The organism is Micromonospora sp. NBS 11-29 (assembly GCF_002140155.1).
Classification (GTDB): domain Bacteria; phylum Actinomycetota; class Actinomycetes; order Mycobacteriales; family Micromonosporaceae; genus Micromonospora.
On record NZ_NAPR01000025.1, the window covers coordinates 16,607 to 35,599 of the forward strand.

The 18,993-nt window shown below is 72.3% G+C and carries 20 protein-coding genes and 1 pseudogene; 12 read left to right on the forward strand and 9 right to left on the reverse strand.

The genetic code is table 11. The annotated features are described in order from the left end of the window. Positions 1-167 precede the first annotated feature (167 nt). On the reverse strand, positions 168-941 hold the full coding sequence (locus B1205_RS29355; RefSeq protein ID WP_140158147.1) for a hypothetical protein: 774 nt from the start codon (positions 939-941) through the stop codon (positions 168-170). A 379-nt stretch (positions 942-1,320) separates the two neighbouring features. Between B1205_RS29355 and B1205_RS25580 the strand changes: the two genes are divergently transcribed. The 3 genes from B1205_RS25580 (at position 1,321) to B1205_RS25590 (ending at position 2,965) form a co-directional block, all read left to right on the forward strand. Then, on the forward strand, positions 1,321-1,851 hold the full coding sequence (locus B1205_RS25580; RefSeq protein WP_089157984.1) for a DUF2750 domain-containing protein: 531 nt from the start codon (positions 1,321-1,323) through the stop codon (positions 1,849-1,851). 114 nt (positions 1,852-1,965) lie between these two features. Next, the gene (coaD, locus tag B1205_RS25585) at positions 1,966-2,385 is read left to right on the forward strand and encodes a pantetheine-phosphate adenylyltransferase (protein WP_254910206.1); all 420 of its coding nucleotides are present in this window, start codon (positions 1,966-1,968) and stop codon (positions 2,383-2,385) included. 205 nt (positions 2,386-2,590) lie between these two features. Next, on the forward strand, positions 2,591-2,965 hold the full coding sequence (locus B1205_RS25590) for a VOC family protein (RefSeq protein ID WP_089157935.1): 375 nt from the start codon (positions 2,591-2,593) through the stop codon (positions 2,963-2,965). Positions 2,966-3,018: 53 nt separating this feature from the next. Here the strand turns inward: B1205_RS25590 and B1205_RS25595 are convergent, their stop codons facing one another. Then, a complete protein-coding gene (locus tag B1205_RS25595; protein WP_089157986.1) occupies positions 3,019-3,420 on the reverse strand; it encodes a RidA family protein in 402 nt (133 codons plus the stop codon). Positions 3,421-3,498: 78 nt separating this feature from the next. Further along, positions 3,499-3,966, reverse strand: coding sequence for an SRPBCC family protein (locus B1205_RS25600; RefSeq protein WP_089157936.1), 468 nt, complete (start codon positions 3,964-3,966; stop codon positions 3,499-3,501). Positions 3,967-4,088: 122 nt separating this feature from the next. Between B1205_RS25600 and B1205_RS25605 the strand changes: the two genes are divergently transcribed. The 4 genes and pseudogenes from B1205_RS25605 to B1205_RS30070 all read left to right on the forward strand — a co-directional run bounded on the left by B1205_RS25605 (position 4,089) and on the right by B1205_RS30070 (position 9,185). Beyond that, positions 4,089-4,874 carry a GNAT family N-acetyltransferase gene (locus B1205_RS25605; RefSeq protein ID WP_254910197.1) on the forward strand — a complete coding sequence of 262 codons (786 nt, stop codon included), beginning with the start codon at positions 4,089-4,091 and terminating at the stop codon, positions 4,872-4,874. A 359-nt stretch (positions 4,875-5,233) separates the two neighbouring features. Next, complete coding sequence (locus B1205_RS25610) at positions 5,234-5,908, forward strand: GNAT family N-acetyltransferase (RefSeq protein WP_089157938.1); 675 nt, start codon at positions 5,234-5,236, stop codon at positions 5,906-5,908. 212 nt (positions 5,909-6,120) lie between these two features. Next, positions 6,121-6,321 (forward strand): annotated as a pseudogene (locus tag B1205_RS33180) (AfsR/SARP family transcriptional regulator); the annotation flags it as partial. A 41-nt stretch (positions 6,322-6,362) separates the two neighbouring features. Continuing rightward, positions 6,363-9,185 (forward strand): ATP-binding protein, encoded by a 2,823-nt coding sequence (locus B1205_RS30070; RefSeq protein ID WP_254910207.1) that lies wholly within the window; start codon positions 6,363-6,365, stop codon positions 9,183-9,185. Between the two features lie 5 nt (positions 9,186-9,190). Here B1205_RS30070 and B1205_RS25625 read toward each other — a convergent pair whose 3' ends face one another. Both B1205_RS25625 and B1205_RS25630 read right to left on the reverse strand, forming a co-directional pair. Continuing rightward, positions 9,191-10,015, reverse strand: a complete 825-nt coding sequence (locus tag B1205_RS25625; protein ID WP_089157941.1) for an ABC transporter permease — start codon at positions 10,013-10,015, stop codon at positions 9,191-9,193. Then, positions 10,012-10,971, reverse strand: a complete 960-nt coding sequence (locus B1205_RS25630) for an ATP-binding cassette domain-containing protein (protein WP_089157987.1) — start codon at positions 10,969-10,971, stop codon at positions 10,012-10,014. Before B1205_RS25630 ends, B1205_RS25625 begins: the two co-directional genes overlap by 4 nt. Before the next feature lie 88 nt (positions 10,972-11,059). Here B1205_RS25630 and B1205_RS25635 point away from each other — a divergent pair, with 88 nt between their 5' ends. Together B1205_RS25635 and B1205_RS25640 are read left to right on the forward strand one after the other, a co-directional pair. Then, on the forward strand, positions 11,060-11,617 hold the full coding sequence (locus B1205_RS25635; RefSeq protein ID WP_089157942.1) for a Uma2 family endonuclease: 558 nt from the start codon (positions 11,060-11,062) through the stop codon (positions 11,615-11,617). 47 nt (positions 11,618-11,664) lie between these two features. Continuing rightward, complete coding sequence (locus tag B1205_RS25640) at positions 11,665-12,594, forward strand: LLM class F420-dependent oxidoreductase (RefSeq protein ID WP_089157943.1); 930 nt, start codon at positions 11,665-11,667, stop codon at positions 12,592-12,594. A 289-nt stretch (positions 12,595-12,883) separates the two neighbouring features. Here the strand turns inward: B1205_RS25640 and B1205_RS25645 are convergent, their stop codons facing one another. Beyond that, complete coding sequence (locus tag B1205_RS25645; RefSeq protein WP_089157944.1) at positions 12,884-13,330, reverse strand: hypothetical protein; 447 nt, start codon at positions 13,328-13,330, stop codon at positions 12,884-12,886. A gap of 67 nt (positions 13,331-13,397) precedes the next feature. Here B1205_RS25645 and B1205_RS25650 point away from each other — a divergent pair, with 67 nt between their 5' ends. Next, complete coding sequence (locus B1205_RS25650) at positions 13,398-14,624, forward strand: FAD-binding protein (RefSeq protein WP_089157945.1); 1,227 nt, start codon at positions 13,398-13,400, stop codon at positions 14,622-14,624. Between the two features lie 4 nt (positions 14,625-14,628). Here the strand turns inward: B1205_RS25650 and B1205_RS25655 are convergent, their stop codons facing one another. Beyond that, positions 14,629-15,768 carry a site-2 protease family protein gene (locus B1205_RS25655; protein ID WP_089157946.1) on the reverse strand — a complete coding sequence of 380 codons (1,140 nt, stop codon included), beginning with the start codon at positions 15,766-15,768 and terminating at the stop codon, positions 14,629-14,631. A 61-nt stretch (positions 15,769-15,829) separates the two neighbouring features. Between B1205_RS25655 and B1205_RS25660 the strand changes: the two genes are divergently transcribed. Together B1205_RS25660 and B1205_RS25665 are read left to right on the forward strand one after the other, a co-directional pair. Further along, a complete protein-coding gene (locus B1205_RS25660; RefSeq protein WP_089157947.1) occupies positions 15,830-16,114 on the forward strand; it encodes a hypothetical protein in 285 nt (94 codons plus the stop codon). After that, positions 16,111-16,521, forward strand: coding sequence for a type II toxin-antitoxin system VapC family toxin (locus B1205_RS25665; RefSeq protein WP_089157948.1), 411 nt, complete (start codon positions 16,111-16,113; stop codon positions 16,519-16,521). The genes B1205_RS25660 and B1205_RS25665 overlap by 4 nt, the downstream gene beginning before the upstream one ends. 27 nt (positions 16,522-16,548) lie before the next feature. Here B1205_RS25665 and B1205_RS25670 read toward each other — a convergent pair whose 3' ends face one another. Together B1205_RS25670 and B1205_RS25675 are read right to left on the reverse strand one after the other, a co-directional pair. Beyond that, positions 16,549-17,430, reverse strand: a complete 882-nt coding sequence (locus B1205_RS25670) for a L,D-transpeptidase (RefSeq protein WP_089157949.1) — start codon at positions 17,428-17,430, stop codon at positions 16,549-16,551. 76 nt (positions 17,431-17,506) lie between these two features. Beyond that, positions 17,507-18,946: an alpha-amylase gene (locus tag B1205_RS25675; protein ID WP_089157950.1), complete on the reverse strand. Its 1,440-nt coding sequence runs from the start codon at positions 18,944-18,946 to the stop codon at positions 17,507-17,509. Between the last annotated feature and the right edge of the window lie 47 nt (positions 18,947-18,993).

Consider the following 18,993-nt stretch of genomic DNA (forward strand, 5'->3'; position numbering starts at 1 on the left):
CGAACCCCGGCCCTCCTCAGAGATCAGCCGGGAGCGGATCACCTCGCCGGGCACCACAAGGGCTACCAGCCTCCCCGGACGGGGCCAAGGTCGTTCGTCCGGTAGGGCGCTCCACCTTGTCCCCGTCCGNTCTACAACTGCCCGACGAGGAGATCCGCCCTGACCTGTCAGCTTCCAGCTTGCAGACCACCTGCAGCAGCCACCCGCAGAAGCGCCCGCCCCAGCAGAGCCGTATCCCTCTCGTCGTTCCACCTCACGGCCTCGACATGTCTGCTTCTCTCGCTGGCGTTATGACTTTCCACCTCGGGTGATAGGGGGGCGTTCGTGACGACGAGAGCCGGAACGCCGTGGCTATAACTCTCCGCCTGCCGCACACCGGACAGGGATAATCTGCCGCCTATGTACTTCACCTCAATGTTGACCAGCCCCGTTGCTGTCTGCGCCACGAGATCAGGACCACGGTCGTTTTTACCTCGCTCCACTGCTGCCCCCACAGTCTGAAGGGCTAGGGCAACCTTGGAGACATAGAGCTCTCGTCGGTAGCGAAGCGAGCGGAAGACTGCCGGCTCCAAAATTGAAGCCCCCTCAACGATCCCGGCTGCCACCTCTTGGTTCTCTTCATGTCGAGCCTGTTCAATTGCCCTTTCTACCCGACGACGACGACGTTCGAGCTCTACGCCGCTATCCGCGCCTCCGACCCGGATTAGTGGCGTGCCTTGTAGGCCCATCAACAGGAAGGCAGCACCGATGACCACGAGGACGGCGGATCCCGCCTGATTATCCGTCGTGAACACTGCCCAGCCGCCGCCACCCCCGGCGACAAGGCCCAATGCGGATGCACCCAGCCGCTCCCACCGGCCGAGAAGTTCTGGCTCGAACTGAGCGTCAATCGGTTCCTCGGACGAAGCCGACGAACCGTCGGCAGGGGGTTGCTCGGTCACGCGATCAGGCTAGGCGTTTTCCGCAAGCAGTCCGATGGTGTGCCTCGGCCTTCTCAGCGGCGACCGGTCCGCATTCAGTCCGCAAGAGGTCGACGGACCGTGGGGGAGTGGTGAGAGATGTTGAAAGGTGTTTTCGCTGGTAGGAGCCCACTCGACCAGGTCGCCGGATCGCCCATCTTGATCTCATAATCCCTCGGTCGCGGGTTCGAACCCCGCCCGCCCCACCCTGACTCTCCAGCAGAAACGGCCTCTCCGGAGTGGTCTCCGAGGGGCCGTTGCGCCCGTGTGGGGGATGCCGTGGGGACAGCCCAGCATCAGCGGCGCCGCTCCAGCGGCGGGGACGCCCTACACGTCGTTGGGCTGCTACCGTCACCAGCTCATGAGTCAGAGCGGATCCCAGGCGGCAGCCTTCTTTCGTGAGGTCGCTCGAAACCGAGTCGTCTGGTTCGTCCGCGATGACGCAGGCAGCCCTGCCCCCATTACCTCCGACGGCAAGCGGGCCGCTCCGTACTGGTCGACATTCGCTCGCGCCCAGCGGGCGGCCGAAATATGGGGACATGGCCTGCGGGCCGAGTCGATGTCGCTGGAGCAGTGGCAGAGCACGGAACTGCCGGACCTGGCAGGTGACGAGCTCCTTGTCGGCATCAATTGGACCGGAGCGCGGCTGGTTGGTTGGCAGTTCACCGTTGGTGAGGTCCGCAACCGCCTTGCCGTCGCGTTGACTGAACCGCCCAACGGCGACGACGGGTCGCCTCCCTGTCGGCTCCGCCTGAAAACTGGCGCTGGCCCTGAGAGCTTGGCCCAAGCGCGGACGGGCGAGGATGGCCAAGTGGATCTCCGCCCACCACTCGATCCCGTCCTGGTTGATCATGAAGTTGGCGTTGCTGATCCCCCGGATTCTCGCCGCTAACTTCATGATCGACGGGGCCATCCACGGGGGTGGGGGGAGCGGGTGGGTGGGTGTCTAGAGTTGGGGGGTGTGGGTGTGAAGGGTGGACGGTCTGGGGTGGGTACGGCTGGTCGGGTGCGGGCGGTCTGTCCGGGGAGCTTCGATCCCTTTACATCGGGGCATGCGGACGTGGTCCGGCGGGCGCGGGAGATCTTTGACGAGGTGGTGGTGCTCGTCGCGGTCAACAGCGGCAAGCAGCCCGGTGCTGGTGAGGAGGAGCGGGCGGCGGCTGTCCGGGCCGTCCTGCCGGTCGAGTGGACCTCCGTCACGGTGGTGGCCTGGGGCGGGTTGACGGCCGACTACTGCCGTCTCCACGACGTCGACGTGATCGTCCGGGGCGTGCGTAACACCACCGACCTGCAAGCCGAGGGCCGGCTCGCCGCGATGAACCAGTCGCTGGGCGTACCCACGGTTTTCCTGCCCGCGCAGCCGGAACTGGCGGCGGTGTCCTCGACCGTGGTCCGCGCTCGGCGATCCGGGGGCGCGTCCCGCTGAGGGGTTTGCGGTGACCGGTCAGGTCACGTAGCGTCAGCGGTCGTGAACACCGGACCGGCTCGACGCCATGCACGGATTGGCGATCCGGTGGAGGTCTGACCGCACGGCGGGTGCGGCACGCGCACCCTCCAGGCTCGGCACGTGGACCTCCCCGTGACCTGCGCACCGCAGGCCCCCATCCACGTCGAGCACCGTGAGGTCAACCATGTCAGTTTCGTTCAACCACACCATCATTGCCGCCCGCGACCGCCACGAGTCGGCCCGGTTCTTCCGTGAGCTGCTGGAACTGCCGGAGGCACCGTCCTGGGGGCTGTTCACCAACATCCAGCTCACCGACGGCGTGCTGCTCCAGTTCGCCGAGCCGCCGGTGGAGATCCAGATGCAGCACTACGCGCTCCTGATCGACGACGAGCTGTTCGACCGGGCGTACCGACGGCTGTGCGACCAGGGCGTCGAGCACTGGGCCGATCCGCAGATGCGACGCCCCGGTGAGGTCAACAACGAGCACGGCGGCCGAGGGGTTTACTTCAAGGACCCGTCGGGCCACGCCATCGAACTGATCACCCGCCCGTACCTGTAGGGCCTGATCCCGGGGGTGGACGGGCACGCCCGGCCGCCCCCGGAACCGCCCAACTACGGGAGCGCCGCGGTCACGTCCAGTTCGACCAGTTGCCCGGGAAAGCCCAACTGCGCGACGCCGAGCAGCGTGCTGGCGGTGGTGAACGCGTCCGCGAGCGGTGAGGCCAGGAACCGGCGCCACACCTGGGCGAGCACGGCCTGGTCGGTGCTGACGACGTAGATCACGGTGCGGACGACGTGTTCCGGGCCGGCGTCGACCGACCGGAGCGCGGCCAGCGCGTTCGCGGCGACCTGATCGACCTGGGCGTCGACGTCGCCGGGCCCCACCAGGGCGCCGTGCGCGTCCAACGGGCACTGGCCGGCGAGATAAGCGGTACGTCCGGCCGGAACGACGGTGACGTGGTGGTACCCGGGCGTGGCGTGCACGCCGTCGGGGTTGGAGCGGGCAATGGTCATGGTGCGCAGCATCCCGGACCCGTAGGCCGATGTCACCGGTTTTCGGCCGGCGCAGGGCACCGACCACATCGGTGGCACTCAGGTGACGGCTTCGACGTACGACGCCAGGTTGGCCAGCGAGGACGTGATCCCCGCCTCGTGCGCCGCTTGGTCGATGCCGGGCGGGACGCCCGTGGCGGTGACGGTGACGTCGGTCCCGTCGCCGTTGGGGGCCAGGTGCCAGGTCATGGCCATGGTGCCCGCGTACGCCGGGTCGTCGGCCTGGAACACTGCGGTCTGCACCACCCGTTCCGGCCGCACGAGTTCGGCGAACGTGATGTCGACGACGTCCGTCGCATCCGATGTCTTGCCCGGCTCGCCCGTGGGGTCCAGGTAGGTGAGCGCCATCCGGAACCCGCCGCCGGGCCGGGGGTCCCACCGCTCGATCCGCCCCCGCATGCCCTCCGGAGGCAGCCACGCCTCGACGGCACCCCGGTCGAGAAGCGCCTCGTAGACCACCGCCGGTGCCGCGGCGATCATCCTGCTGGCCCGGTCGATCCTGGTCACCGCGCCATTCTAGGAGCCGGCACCCGGCCGGAGTCGGAAGCGATCACGGAACATGCGACCGGAAGGCGTGTCCGACCGGACGGTCGATTCCGATCGCCGGCGCAGGGCTACGCTGCGGAGGCGTGACCGGTACGCTGCGGCGAATGCCGGTACGCGCGCACGACGAGGACCCCACGGACTCGCTGCTCGTCGACGACGACGACAACCCGCTGGCCCGGATGCGGCTCCGGGAGGACGACGGGCGGCCGGTGGCGGCCGATGTTCGGCCGTTGCCCCCAGTGGCGCTCGGCCGGCTCGCCGCGCAGGTGCGGCGGGACCTCACCGGGTACCGGCTGGAGACGTCCGACGAGGAGTTGGCGGCGGCGCTGGTGAGCACCGGTCTCGAACTACGCCGGGCCGCCACGGACATGCGGCACGACTTGGTCGACGTGCCCGAGCCGGTCCCGCTGGCGGAAGGCTGGTCGCTGGGCGGTCCGGGCTGGGACGACGACCTCGCCGCCGGGCTGGTCGCCGCGTACGGGCCGGGGCATCCGGACGGCTCGTGGCAGCCGAGCGACACCCGCGAGGTACGGGCCATGTTCGACACCGGGGCGCCGGTGCCGCCGCTGGTGCCCGCCTCGGCCCGGCTGGTCGACCCCGACGGCCGCAGCGCCGGTCACGTGCTGTGCGCCGGGCCGGTGCCGTGGACCGACGACGACTGCGCCTGGATCCTCAACCTCGGTGTCGCGCCCCGCGCGCAGCGGCGCGGGTTCGGTCGGGCGCTGCTGGTGCACGCGCTGCGCGGCGCCCGCGAGGCGGGGTTGCCGACCGTCGGCCTGTCGGTGGCCGACGGCAACCCGGCCCGCCACATGTACGACGCGGCCGGTTTCCGCCCACTCACCCGGGTGCTCTCGGTGCAGGTGGTGTGAGCCGGAACGCCCGTCGCGCGATGTGGGTCTTGGCGTCAGGCTCGTTGTAAAGCGGCTCGGCGGACACAGCCGTCCCCCTGCCGGCTCGGAGTTTGGTCGAGCCGGTGCCGGGATGTTGCCGGAGCACGTCGTCAACGTCGCCGGGGCTCGCTGCGGGCGTTGCTGGTGCGTATAGACGGCCATGTGCCCAGGCCGGCGGGACGGCAATTCGATCTTGTAATCCCTGAGTCGCGGGTTCGAACCCCGCCCGCCCCACCAGCCGCTCTCCCTGGTCGGCCAGGCTGGCGACGACCTGTGCGTACCGCGCCGAGGTCCGGCCACCGACCAAGGCAGACGGCAGGACAGGGCATGATGCTGGGATGACATTGGCCGAGATCTGGCCCGTGCGTCGTCTGCGGGTGACGACGTCCCTCCTTGAGCTGGCTGTACCGGCTGAGGACGAGCTTGCCGAACTGGCGATCCACGCGGCAGCCGGCATCTACGATCCGCAGAACCGCTTTCTGGCGCGTTCGCCCGTAGCGGGATGGGAGTCGGGACCGTCGCCCCAGGCCGAGCGGTCCTTCCTGCGGTACTACTGGGCCTCCCTGGCGGACTGGCGGCCGAACAGATGGAACCTGGTGATGGCTGTGAAGGTCGACGGCGCGCGCGTCGGGGTGCAGGAGATCGGCGCGCAGGACTTCGGGATCACCAAGACCGTTTCGACGGGGTCATGGATCGCGCGGCCGTTCCAGCGACGTGGTTACGGCAAGGAGATGCGGCGTGCCGTCCTGCACCTCGCGTTCGCCGGGCTGGGAGCGGATCGCGCCGAGTCCGCGGCCTGGGCCACCAATGCTCCGTCGCTGGGAGTCTCGTGGTCGCTTGGCTATCAGTCGAACGGCACCACGATCCGGGCTTTCGACGGCGCCCGCCAGGAGCAGATCAACCTGGTGCTCGCCCGCGAACGGTGGGAGAGCCACCGTGAGAACATCGCGATCCACGGACTCAGCGACGAGGTGCGTGAGCTGATGGACGTCAAGCGGCCCGTATCCCGCTGATGGCCGCTGCCCACGTCGCACCGTGCTCGAACCTCTAGATCGTCCCCTTGTGCACCCGCCTGTCGAAGAGGTGCCCGAAGAAGGCGGCCATGTACTGCGGATAGGTCGCCTCGTCGGGGACAGGCACCGCAGCACGGGTCCTTGGTGAATGCGGCGACTACCACCAGGCGCATCGCTCGCTGGGGCGTGGATGAGAGAGTGACACCGTGCGGGTGGGGATCCTCGGGCCGCTTGAGGTCCGTGACGGGGAGCACGTCGTCGACGTCGCCGGGGCGCGGCTGCGGGCGCTGCTGATCCGCCTCGCCCTGGACCCGGGGCGCCCGGTGAGCGTGTCGGCGCTGGCCGAGGCGCTCTGGGCGGACGCGCCGCCCGCCGACACCGCGAACGCCGTGCAGACGCTCGTGTCGCGGTTGCGCCGGGCCGTGCCCGGACTGAGGGTACGCAGCGGGCCGNGCTGGCCGGAGCGGGTCGGGTGGCGCTGCGGGACGGGGACGCGCAGCGGGCGCTGCCGATTCTGCGGGACGCGTTGGCGTTGTGGCGCGGCCCGGCGCTCGCCGAGGTCGCCGACGCGCCGTACGCGGGGGCCGCCTCGGCCCGGCTGGCGGAGCTGCGGCTCACCGCGCAGGAGGACCGGATCGAGGCGGAGTTGCGGACCGGCCGACCGGAGTTGCTGGTCGCCGAGCTGGACGAGCTGACCGCCGCGCACCCGCTGCGGGAGCGGCTGGCCGCGCTGCACCTGCGGACGCTGGCCGCCGCCGGGCGGCCCGCCGAGGCGCTGGCCGGGTACGAGCGGGTCCGGGCGCGGCTCGCCGACGAGCTGGGCGTGGACCCCTCGCCCGAACTGCGGGCCGCGCACCTGGCGCTGCTGCGCGGCGAGGTGGGCCCGCCGCCGGAGCCGGCCGTGCGGCGGGGGAACCTACGTGCCGCGTTGACCACGTTCGTCGGGCGGGACGAGGACCTGCGCCGGCTGACCGGGCTGCTCGCCGGCAACCGGCTGGTCACGTTGATCGGGCCGGGCGGGGCCGGTAAGACCCGGCTCGCCAGCGTCGCGGCGGGACGGTTGGCCGACGGCCTACCGGGCGGGACGTGGCTGGTCGAGCTGGCCCCGATCACCGACCCGGCGGACGTGCCCCGGGCCGTGCTGGACGCGCTCGGCCGGCGGGAGCGGGCGCGGGAGAACGCGCGGTCCACCTACCGCGACACGCTCGGTCGGCTGGTCGACGCGATCGGCACCAACGAGATGCTGATCGTGCTGGACAACTGCGAGCACGTGGTGGACGCTGCGGCCCGGCTCGCCGAGGAGGTGCTCGGCCGCTGTCCGGGGCTACGCGTGCTGGCCACCTCCCGGGAGCCGCTGGGCATCGTCGGTGAGGCGCTGGAGCCCGTACCGCCGTTGCGCCTGCCGCCGCCCGACGCGACACCGGGCGACGCGGTCGCGTACCCGTCGGTGCAGTTGCTGCGCGACCGGGCCGTGGCCGTGCGGGCCGGTTTCGCGGTGACCGGCGACAACGTCGCGGACGTGGTGGAGATCTGCCGCCGGCTGGACGGCCTGCCGCTCGCCATCGAGCTGGCTGCGGCGCGGCTGCGGACGCTCTCACCGCGACAGGTCGTGGCCGGCCTGGACGACCGGTTCCGGCTGCTGACCGGCGGCAGCCGGACCGCGCTGCCCCGGCACCGCACGTTGCGGGCGGTGGTGGACTGGAGCTGGGGGCTGCTCACCGACGACGAGCGCCGGCTGGCCGAGCGGCTCGCCGTCTTCCCCGCCTCGGTCACCGCNACCGCCGTCGCGCTGCTCGACGCGCTGGTCGACAAGTCGCTGCTCCAGGTGGTCGGCGACGGTCGCTTCCGGATGTTGGAGACGATCCGGGAGTACGGGCTGGAGCGGCTCGCCGCCGCCGGGGCCGCCGCACAGGCGCGGGCCGCCCACGCCGCGTACTTCCGGGACCTGGTCGCGACCGCGGAGCCGCACCTGCGCACCGCCGGTCAACTGCCCTGGCTGCGGCTGCTGTCGGCGGAGCGGGAGAACATCATCGGCGCGCTGCACTTCGCCTGCGACGCCGGTGACGCGGACACGGCGCTGCGGATCGGCGCGGGCCTGGCGCTGCCGCTGACCATCTGGGGCGACGACGGCGGGATCGGCGGTGACGTGCTGGCTCGCGCGCTGGCGCTGCCCGGGCCGGCACCGGCGGCGGAGCGGGCCGTGGTGCTCGCCATCCGCGTGGTCACGGAGATGTTCCACGCCGCCCGCGAACCGACCGACGAGCAGGTTGCCGAGCTGGCGGCCGGCGTGCGCGCGGCGGAGGGGACGGGCCATCCGATCGTGGCCCTGCTCGAACCGGCGCTGTCGATCTTCACCGACGACACCGCCGCCGGGATCGCGGCGGTCGACCGCGCGCGTGGCCACCCGGACCCGTGGACCGACGGGACCCTGCTGGCGATGCGCAGCCAGATCAGGGAGAACGACGGCGACGCCGAGGGCATGCTGCGCGACTCGACCCGGGCCATCGAGGAACTACGCGCCGTCGGCGAGCGGTGGAGCCTGTCGATGGTCCTGAGCCAGCACGCCGACGCGCTGACCAAACGCGGCGACTTCGCGGCGGCGACGGAGGCGCTGGAGGAGTCGACGCGGCTGGCCCGCGAACTCGACCCGGCCGCCGAGCCGGGTTTCCAACTGATCTGGCTGGCCGCCATCCGGGCCCGCTCCGGCGACGTGGCCGGCGCCAAGGCGGAGCTGCGCCGGTTCGTCGCCTCCCGGACGGCCGACCGGGACGGCCGGGACGCCGCGTTCGGGCTGATGATGCTCGGTGCCATCGCGCGGCAGGAGGGTTCGCTCGACGAGGCGCACGAGTGCCTCACCGAGGCGAAGCGTCGCCAGGAGGACGCACCGCTGCTCGCGCCGCAGTTCCGCGGGCTGCTGCTGACCGAGGCGGCGCACCTGGCGCTGGCCGGAGGTGACGTGGCGGGGGCGCGGGCATGCATGTCCGAGGCCATCGTCCGGGGGATCGCCGCCCGGGACATGCCGGTGGTCGCGATCATCACCGTCGGCTGGGTCGCGGTCGCCGAGGCGGAAGGCCGGTACGAGCGGGCCGCCGAACTGCTCGGCGTGTCCGACTCGCTGCGCGGCTGGCCGGACCGGTCCGACCCGGACGCGCAACGACTCGCCGAGCGGCTGCGGGCCGAGCTGGGCGACGACGGGTACGCCGCCGCGTACGCCCGGGGGCACGGCCTGAGCCGGGCCGACGCCCTCGCGTTCGTGGGCGGCGACCCGGCTCGCTGAGACGGTCAGGCGCGGCGCCGGTAGGCCCGGACGGCGAGCGGCGCGAACACCGCGATCAGGCCCACGGTCCAGAGCAGCGACCGGGTCACCGGCCCGGCCACCGGCCCGCCGACGACCAGGCCCCGGGTCGCGGACATCACGTCCGCCACCGGGTTCACCCCGACCCACCACTGCAACCAGCCGGGCAGCGTGTCGGTCGGCACCATCATGTTGGTGCCGAAGGTCAGCGGGAACAGCACCAGGAACGCGGTGCCCTGCACGGCGCTGGGGCTGCGCATCACCACGCCGAGCAGCACGCCGATCCAGCTCACCGCGAACGCGAACGCGATCGTCAGCAGGCAGGCCGCCAGCGTGGACAGCACGTCGGTGCCGATCCGGAAGCCGAGGGCGTAGCCGAACGCGAACAACACCACGATCGACACCACGAACCGGACCAGGTCGCCGACCACGGAGCCGACCAGCGGCGCGGACCGGGCGATCGGCAGGCTGCGGAACCGGTCGAAGACGCCCTTCTCGATGTCGGTGTTGAGGCTGACGCCGGTGGCGATGGACGCGAACAGCACGGTCTGCACCATGATCGCCGGGAGCAGGAACTCCAGGTACGCGTGCTGCGAGCCGGAGATCGCGCCACCCAGCAGGTAGACGAAGATCAGCACGAAGATGATCGGTTGGAGGGTCACGTCCAGCAGTTGCTCCGGGGTGCGCAGCGTCTTGATCAGGCTGCGTCCGGCGAGCGCGAGGCTGTGCCGGGCCAGCCCGAAGGGACGGCTGCCGGCCCGGGGCGGGGCGGTCCGGGTGGGCGTCGCCGCCGCGCGGGTGGTCGTGGTCATGCGGCTGCCACCTCCGTGGGTTCCTCGGCGCCGTGGCCGGTCAACGTGAAGAACACCTCGTCCAGGCTGGGCAGCCGCAGCGCCAGCTCGACCACCCCGATGCCGGCGTCGTCGAGCCGGCGTACCACCGAGGTGAACGTGGCGTCGCCCTCCACCGGCACGGTGAGCAGACCGGGCCGGGGCAGCTCGGGTTCGGCGCCGGTGCTGGCGCGCAGGATGTCGGCGACGTCGCCGATCCGCTCCGTCTCGGTCGGCCGGACCACGATGGTCTGGCTGCCGGCGATCCGCTTCAGCTCGGCCGGCGATCCGTGCGCGATCACCCGGCCGTGGTCGATCACCGAGATCTCGTCGGCCAGCGCGTCGGCCTCGTCCAGGTACTGCGTGGTGAGCAGCACGGTGGAGCCGTCGTCGACCAGCGAACGGACCACCCCCCACATCTCCTCCCGCTTGGCCGGGTCCAGGCCGGTCGTCGGCTCGTCCAGGTAGATCACCTCCGGGCGGCCGACCAGACTGGCGGCCAGGTCCAGCCGGCGGCGCATGCCACCGGAGTACGTCTTGGCCGGGCGCCCGGCCGCGTCGGTCAGGTCGAACCAGGCCAGCAGCTCCGCCGCGCGCGCCTTCGCGTCCCGCCGGCCCAGGTCGAGCAGCCGGCCGATCAACGTCAGGTTCTGCGTACCGGTCAGGTCCTCGTCGACCGAGGCGTACTGCCCGGTCAGCCCGATCAGCCGGCGTACCTCGGCGGCGTCACGGACCACGTCACGGCCACCGACGGTGGCCCGCCCCGCGTCGGGGCGCAACAGGGTGGCGAGGATCCGCACCGCCGTGGTCTTGCCGGCGCCGTTGGGCCCCAGCACCCCCAGCACGGTCCCCCGTCGTGCGGCGAGGTCGATCCCGGCCAGCGCGGTCGTCGTACCGAACCGCTTGACCAGGCCCTCCGCCTCGAATGCGTAACTCATGGCACCGACCATGGTGGTCGCCGCTGGCAGCCCGCGCACACGGCGCTGGCAGCGGCGCGCACAGCGGTTCTCACCCTAGGATGGCGGCATGAGCGCTGAGGCTGTCGGCATGCACATGCCCGCCGTCGTGACGCTCGACGACGTGGCGACGATGAACGCCACCGACCCGAACGGTCACCGCTACGAGACCAGCCCCGAGGGGGTCCTGTCGGTCATGCCGCCGCCCGACTCGGAGCACGCGATCATCGCGAGTCGCCTCTTCGCCTGGCTGATCATGGCGGGTTGGCCCGCCGAGCAGGTGCTCCAGGCGGTCGGCATCCGGGTGGCCGGGCCGACCGGCGACGGCGGCCGGATCCCCGACCTCACCGTGTGGCGGAAGCCGCCGGCCCGGGGTGTCTGGTCGACGGTGGCCGACCTCGTCCTCGCCGTCGAGATCGTCTCGCCCGGCTCGGAGGCGATGGACGCGGTGACCAAGGTCCGGGAGTACGCCTCGGCCGGCATCCCGCGCTACTGGGTGGTCGAGCGGGACACCCCGCAGACCGTCACGCTCCACGAGCTGACCGGCGACGGCCGGTACGCCGAACACGCCCGGATGCCGCTGGCCTGGCTGCTGCAGACCACGCCCGCCGACCACCTCGACGGATAACCCGGGCGTCGTCGGCGGCGGCCCCACGGGATCCATATGCTCGGGGCATGGAACTGCGGATCTTCACCGAACCCCAGCAGGGGGCCAGCTACGACCAACTGCTCGCCGTGGCCCGGCGCGCGGAGGAGACCGGCTTCGCCGCGTTCTTCCGCTCCGACCACTACCTGAAGATGGGGTCGGTGAGCGGTGACCCCGGCCCGACCGACGCCTGGACCACGCTGGCCGGTCTGGCCCGCGACACCACCCGGATCCGCCTCGGCACGCTGGTGAGCGCCGCGACGTTCCGGCTGCCCGGCCCGCTGGCGATCACCGTGGCGCAGGTCGACCAGATGAGCGGCGGCCGGGTCGAGCTGGGCATCGGCACCGGCTGGTACGCCGAGGAGCACAGCGCGTACGGGATCCCGTTCCCGCCGCTGCGGGAGCGGTTCGACCGGCTGGAGGAGCAGCTCGCGGTCATCACCGGCCTCTGGTCCACCCCGGCCGGGTCCACGTTCGACTTCCCCGGCACCTACTATCCGGTCAGCGACTCGCCGGCGCTGCCCAAGCCGGTGCAGCGGCCCCGCCCGCCGATCCTGCTCGGCGGCATGGGCCCGAAGCGCACGCCGCGCCTGGCCGCCCGGTACGCCGACGAGTTCAACCTGCCGTTCGCCTCGGTCGACGACACCAGGGCGCAGTTCCAGCGGGTCCGCGAGGCGTGCGCCGAGATCGACCGGGATCCGTCCACCATGACCTGGTCGAACGCGCTGGTGCTCTGCTGCGGCCGGAACGAGGCCGAGGTGGCCCGGCGGGCCGAGGCGATCGGCCGGGAGCCGGACGAGCTGCGCGCGAACGGGGCCGCCGGCACGCCCGCCGAGGTGGTCGACACGCTCGGCCGGTACGCCGAGGCCGGTAGCGGCCGGGTCTACCTCCAGGTGCTCGACCTGGCCGACCTGGACCACCTGGAGCTGGTCGCAGCCGAGGTGATGCCGCAGCTCTGACCCGGGCCGGCCGGCCCTCTGGTGGGGCGGGGGGTGGCTCGCCACTTCGGGGAAGTGGTGGCATCCGCGCGCTGTCGACCTGGCCATTTCGCCGAGCTGGTGTCGATCATGCATGGTCGGCGGGGTGTGCCCGCCATTTCGCCGAGCCGGTGTGGATGGCGTGCCGTGGGCGGGCGTGGCTCGCCATTTCGGGGAAGTGGTGGCATCCGCGCGCCGCCGATCCCGCCATTTCGCCGAGCTGGTGTCGATCAAGCCCGCCGGCACGGTGTCGCGCGTCGCGCGGGGTCGATCACGCGCGTCGCACGGTGTCCAGCCGGCCGTCCCGGTCGCTGTCCAGGTACGTCACGTCGGGCACACCGTCGCCGTCCAGGTCGACCTGAACCACGTCGGCCACGCCGTCGCCGTCGAGGTCGGTCACCACCTCGACCGAGCCGTCGAGGTGCCGGGTGACGATCGACCGGCCCACCCCGCCGCGCGGCGGCGGCCCCGGGTGGGGCACGGGGGCCGGCTCGGGCTCCGGCGTCGGCGCCGGCACGGGCGCGGTCCGGGTGGCCCGCCGCACGGCCCGGCCCGGTGAGCGGCCGGCCCCTGGCAGGCCCGGCCTGTCCTGGTCGAGGCCGGCCCCGGGTAGGTCCGGCCCGGGCGCGGTCTGGTCGGGGTCGACGCCGGTCGGGTCGATCTCCTCCTCCGACGGGTAGACATCGCCGCGGAGACTCGGGTCGCGGTAGCTGCTCATCCGCCCAGGGTTCCCGCTGCGACCCCGGCACAACCCTGCCCGCACCGGATAGCGGATGATGCAGCGCATGACCGACACCAACTGGGCCGGCAACGTCCGCTGGTCGGCGCGGGAGCGGCAACGGCCGACCTCGCTGGACGAGCTGCGCCGGCTGGTCGCCGGCGCGGACCGGATCCGGGCCGTCGGCACCGGTCACTCGTTCAACCGGCTCGGCGACACCGCCGGCACGCAGGTCACGCTCGCCGGCCTGCCACCCGCCGTCGCGCTCGACCCCGACCGCGGCACCGTCACGGTCGCCGCCGGGACGCGCTACGGCGACCTGGCCACCGCGCTGCACACCCGGGGGTACGCGCTGGCGAACCTCGCCTCGCTGCCGCACATCTCGGTCGCGGGCTCGGTCGCCACCGCCACCCACGGTTCCGGTGTCGGCAACCGCAACCTGGCCGCCGCCGTGGCCGCCGTGGAACTGGTCACCGCCGACGGCGACCTGCTCACCGTGGACCGCGCCGACCCGAGGTTCGCCGGGCTGGTGGTCAACCTGGGCGCGCTGGGCGTGGTCACCCGGCTCACGCTCGACGTGGTGCCCACGTTCGCGGTCCGGCAGTACGTCCGGTTCGGCCTGCCCCGGGCGGCGCTCGACGAGGCCCTCGGCGCGGCGTACAGCGTCAGCGTCTTCACGAGTTGGCGTTCGGAGCGTCTCGACCAGGTGTGGGTCAAGCAGCTCGCCGACCAGCCGCCGCCCCCGGCCGACTGGCTGGACACCGTGGCCGCCGACACGCCGCAGCACCCGGTGCCGGGCATGTCGCCGGAGCACTGCACCGCCCAGCTCGGCGAGGCCGGGCCGTGGCATGAGCGGCTGCCGCACTTCCGGCTCGGTTTCACCCCGAGCAGCGGTGACGAACTCCAGTCCGAGTGGCATGTGGCCCGCGCCGACGCGGCGACGGCGCTCGCCGCGCTCGACCCGGTCGCCGAGCGGATCGCCGCCGTGCTCCAGATCTGTGAGCTGCGTACGGTCGCCGCGGACGAGCTGTGGCTGAGCCCGAACTTCCGGCGGGACACGCTGGCGCTGCACTTCACCTGGGTCGGTGACCCGGTGGCGGTGGCGCCGGTGCTGGCCGAGGTGGAGCAGCGGCTCGCCCCGTTCGCGCCGCGCCCGCACTGGGGCAAGCTCTTCGACCGCGACCCGGCCGACGCGTACCCCCGGCACGCCGACTTCCGGGGGCTGCTGCGCGAGTTCGACCCGGCGGGGAAGTTCCGCACCGCGGAGCTGGACCGGTACTTCCCCCGCGACTGACCCCTCAGCGCCCGGCCGGGGCCTGCTGGCGCAGGCTGCCGCGCTGCACGGCGCGGCTGATGTCGCTCGGCGAGACGATCCCGACCAGGCGGTCGTCGGCCACCACCAGCGCCCGGCCGTCGGTGCACTCGTTGAGCCGGGGCAGCAGCTCGGTGAGCTGCTCGTCCGGGCGGGCGAGCACCAGCTCGTCGGCTCGGCAGGAGACCTCGGCCAGCGTGGTGGACGGGCGACGGTCGGCCGGGATTCCGCGTACCCGATCGAGGGTGACCAGGCCGACCGGCCGGCCGTCGGCGGTCAGCGGCAGCGTCGAGTGCCGGTACGCGAAGAGGTAGTGGTCGACGAAGTCGGCCACGGTCAGGTCACCGGACGCGGTCTGCGGCTGCGGGGTCATCACGTCGGCGACCCGGATGCCGCGCAGCGCGTCGCCCATCCGGGCCGCGCGTTCCTCCTGGCCGGCCGCGCCGATCAGGAACCAGCCGATGAGCGCCAGCCAGAGGCCGCCGAACCCGGCGCCGGCCAGGAACCGCCACAGCCCGAAGCCGATCAGCAGGATGCCCAGCACCCGCCCGGCGTTCGCGGCCACCACCGAGGCCCGGGTCCGGTCGCCGGTGGCCTTCCACACCGCCGCCCGCAGCAGCCGCCCGCCGTCCAGCGGCGCGGCCGGCAGCACGTTGAAGATCGCCAGCAGCACGTTGATGCCGGCCAGCCAGGACAGCGCGCCGAGCAGCAGCCCGTGCCCGCCGGCCAGGGCGACCGCCACCGCGATCGCGGCGAAGAACACGCCGATGACCAGGCTGACCAGCGGCCCGACGCCAGCGATGCGCAGCTCCGCGCCCGGGTCCTTCGCCTCGCCCTTCAGTTCGGCTACGCCGCCGAAGAGCCAGAGCGTGATCCCCTCGACCTCGATGCCGTTGCGCTTGGCCACCACCGCGTGCGACACCTCGTGGGCGAGCAGGCCGACGAAGAAGACCACCGCGGCGGCCAGGCCGGCGGCGACGTAGGCGACGGGGGAGTGACCCGGGTACGAGCGCGGGAACAGGCTGGCCGACAGCGCCCAGGCGATCAGCACGAAGATGACCAGGACACTCCAGTTGACGCCGACGGGTACGCCGGCGATCCGGCCGAGCCGGAAACTCGCCCTCATCGTCCCGTCATACCCGGTGCGCCTCACTCGTAACTGAGTATGCGCCGACTATGCTCAGAGTATGACGAGGCGTATCACCATCAGCCTGCCCGACGACGTCGCCGAGTATGTCGAGCGCTCGCAGGGCACGACGTCCGGCTTCATCGCCGATCTTCTGCGGCGGAGGATGCGGGCGGACGGCTTGCGGGCACGGTGGGCCGAGCACGGCTACGTGGTGACTGACGAGGACGTCGAGCGCGCGCGTCGTCGGCTGGCGAAACGGCCGCCGATCACCGACGAGCAGCACGACCGGAACATGCGGTGGCTGCGCCAGTTCGGCGACGACGAGCCGGCGACGGCCGCGTGAACGGCCTCGTCCTGGACACCTCCGCGCTGCTCGCCTACGCCTCGGGTGACAGCGTCGAGCCCGGTGCGCTGCTCACCCTCGCGCAGGAGGACCCGGAGCAGGAGGGGTGGATCCCCGCGCTCTGCCTGGGGCAGGCGCAGCTGCACGTCGCGGGGACCCCGGCGGCCAACCTGCTCGATCTGCTCATCGATGCCGACCGAGACATCCGGGTCGCGGTGTACGACGGGCCGACCAGTCGCCGGGTGGCCCGGGTCGCGGCGAGCGGCAAGGTGCCCCTCGACGTGGCCCACGCCGTCACCATCGCCGTTCTCTACCGCTGCTACCTGGTGACCCGCGACGTCGCGACGGTGGCTGCCGTAGCCCCACCCGACCTGGAGATCCTGGACATCGCCGACTCCTGGGGGTGACGGCCCGGCGCCCTGCCGCAAAGGCCATCAGGGGAGGCGGTCGACGACCACGAAGCTGGTGCCGGGCGCCAGCTCGGCGAGGAGCTTGCGCTGGGCGGAGCGGGTCAGCCGGATGCAGCCGTTGGTGACGTTCTCGCCCAGTGTGTCGTCGTCCTGCCAGGCATGCAGCCCGATGTGGGCGCCACGCAGCCCGGTCGGCACCGCGTCCGGGTCGTCGGGGACCGCGCCGAGGGCGAAGATGTCGACCCCGCCGTAGACGGCCTCCGGAGGTGGCGTACGGCCCAGGACGAAGGTGCGGCCGAGCGGGGTGAGCTGGCCGGGCATGCCCAGGCTGACCGGCCAGGTGTGGACCGCGCGCCCGTCGCGGAGCCAGGTGAGGCGGCGGGTGCGGCGCTCCACCACGATCTGGTCGCGCAGCACCACGGTGGTCCAGCCGCCCGCGGGCAGCCAGGCGATGGTGCGGTTGGCCGAGGGAAGCAGCACGGCGGTCCAGCCGGTCCGGCGTTCGACGATCGGCACGGTCAGCCGGACGTCGCTGATGGTGGGCGCGAGGTAGGCCAGCGGGCGGCCGCCGGGCGCGTCGTACGCGGCGACCTTGCGGTTGGGGCGCGCGCCCTCGCTCAGCGGCCGGGTGTCGGTCGGGGTCGGGTCGGCGGGGAAGCCGCGCGGCGCCGGGTCGTAGGTGACCACCGGCAGGCCGGCCGGCGCGGGCGCGGCGGGCGGCACGGATTCCCGCGGTGACGGCTCGGCGGGGGCCGGTGTGGTCGGACCGGCGACGATCGGCGTGGGCGGTGGGGCGCCGGTCAGCGCGTGGCCGATCAGCAGCGCGGTGGCCAGCAGCAACGGTACGCCGAGCGCGGCGAGGAGTCGGCTACGTCGCCGTTGCGCGAAGAACCGGTAGGACAGCACGAAATCGACTCTAACCGCACGAAAGCCCCCGCGCCGCCGAGTGCGGAACGGGGGCCTCCGATGCGGTGCGGTGCGGTCAGCTCAGCTTCGCCCCGACGTGGATGGCGATCGCGTCGTGCGCGTTGACCGTCGCGGCGAACCAGCCCGACGAGTCGACGGTGATCACCGGCCCGCTGCACGAGCCGTTGGTGAACGTGCCGTGGATGACGTCGCAGTAGCGCCCGGCCGGCAGGCCGGTGTAGTAGGACCGTCCGTTCACCGCCGAGTCCTCGTCGTTGATCGTCAGGAAGCCCTTGCCGGCCCGGCTGAACGCGATGTGCTGGTAGCCGTTGTCGTACCAGTTGGCGACCGCGGCGCCCTCGGTGGCGTTGCGGAAGCCGACCATGTTGGCGATGACCGGCCAGCGGTGCTCGCACTCCCAGCCGGAGTAGCAGGTGGTGTTGGTGATCCGGTTGCTGCCGTCCGAGGGCGGTCCCTGATCCTTGTTGCTGAACGTGAAGCTCGACATCACCGCCGGGGTGCCGTACGGCCAGGCCAGCATGAACGCGTTCGCCAGCCCGTACGTGCCACGGTCGCGGTAGGTGAGCACGCCGCCGTCGCGCTGGGTGTCGTGGTTGTCGGTGAAGACCACCGCCGACCCGCCCGGCAGGTAGCCCCAGGACTCGCCGAAGTTCTTCAGGTACGCCAGCCGCTCGCTGTTGAACATCCGGGCCAGGTCCTTGCCGTACCGGAACTCGTGCACGTCGCCGTTGCCGGTGTACTCGGTCGGCTGGACCGGCTCACCCGCGCCGTAGATGACCTCCTGCACCAGGTAGGCCGAGCGGGAGAGCTTGGCCTTGATCGCGGCGATGTCGGCGGCCGGCATGTGCTTGCTGCCGTCCAGCCGGAAGCCGTCGACGCCGAGCGAGAGCAGGTCGTTGAGGTACGTGGCCAGCCGGGTGCGGACGTAGTCCGACTCGGTCTTGAGGTCGGCGAGGTTGACCAGCTCGCAGTTCTGCACCTCGTACCGGTCGTTGTAGTTGGCGATGTCGTTGTTGCCGTTGCGACCGCAGTAGTGGAAGTCCGCCGAGGAGTAGGTGCCCGGGTAGTTGTAGTGCCCGTACGACGACCCGGCCCAGCCGGTGCCGCCGTTGTCCTGGCCGGACATGTGGTTGACCACGGCGTCGACGATCACCTTGACGCCGGCGTTGTGGCAGGTGTTCACCATGGACTGGAACTGGGCGCGGGTGCCCTTGCGGGACTCGATCCGGTAGCTGACCGGCTGGTAGGACACCCACCACGGGTTGCCGGTGACGTGCTCCTGCGGCGGGGACACCTGGACGTAGCCGTAGCCCTTGGGGCCGAGCGTGCTGGTGCACTCACTGGCCACCGAGGTCCAGTTCCACTCGAAGAGCTGGACGATGACCTTCTTGCTGCCGGGGGTGGAGGCGGCGGCCGGGGGTGCCGCCACGGTGGTCGGGACGAGCAGGCTCGCGGCGAGGCCCAGGGCGAGCGCCGCGGCACGGGGTCGGTGCATCAGGACTCCTGCGGGGGACGGGGGAGTGGGGCGTGGGGAGCCATCCA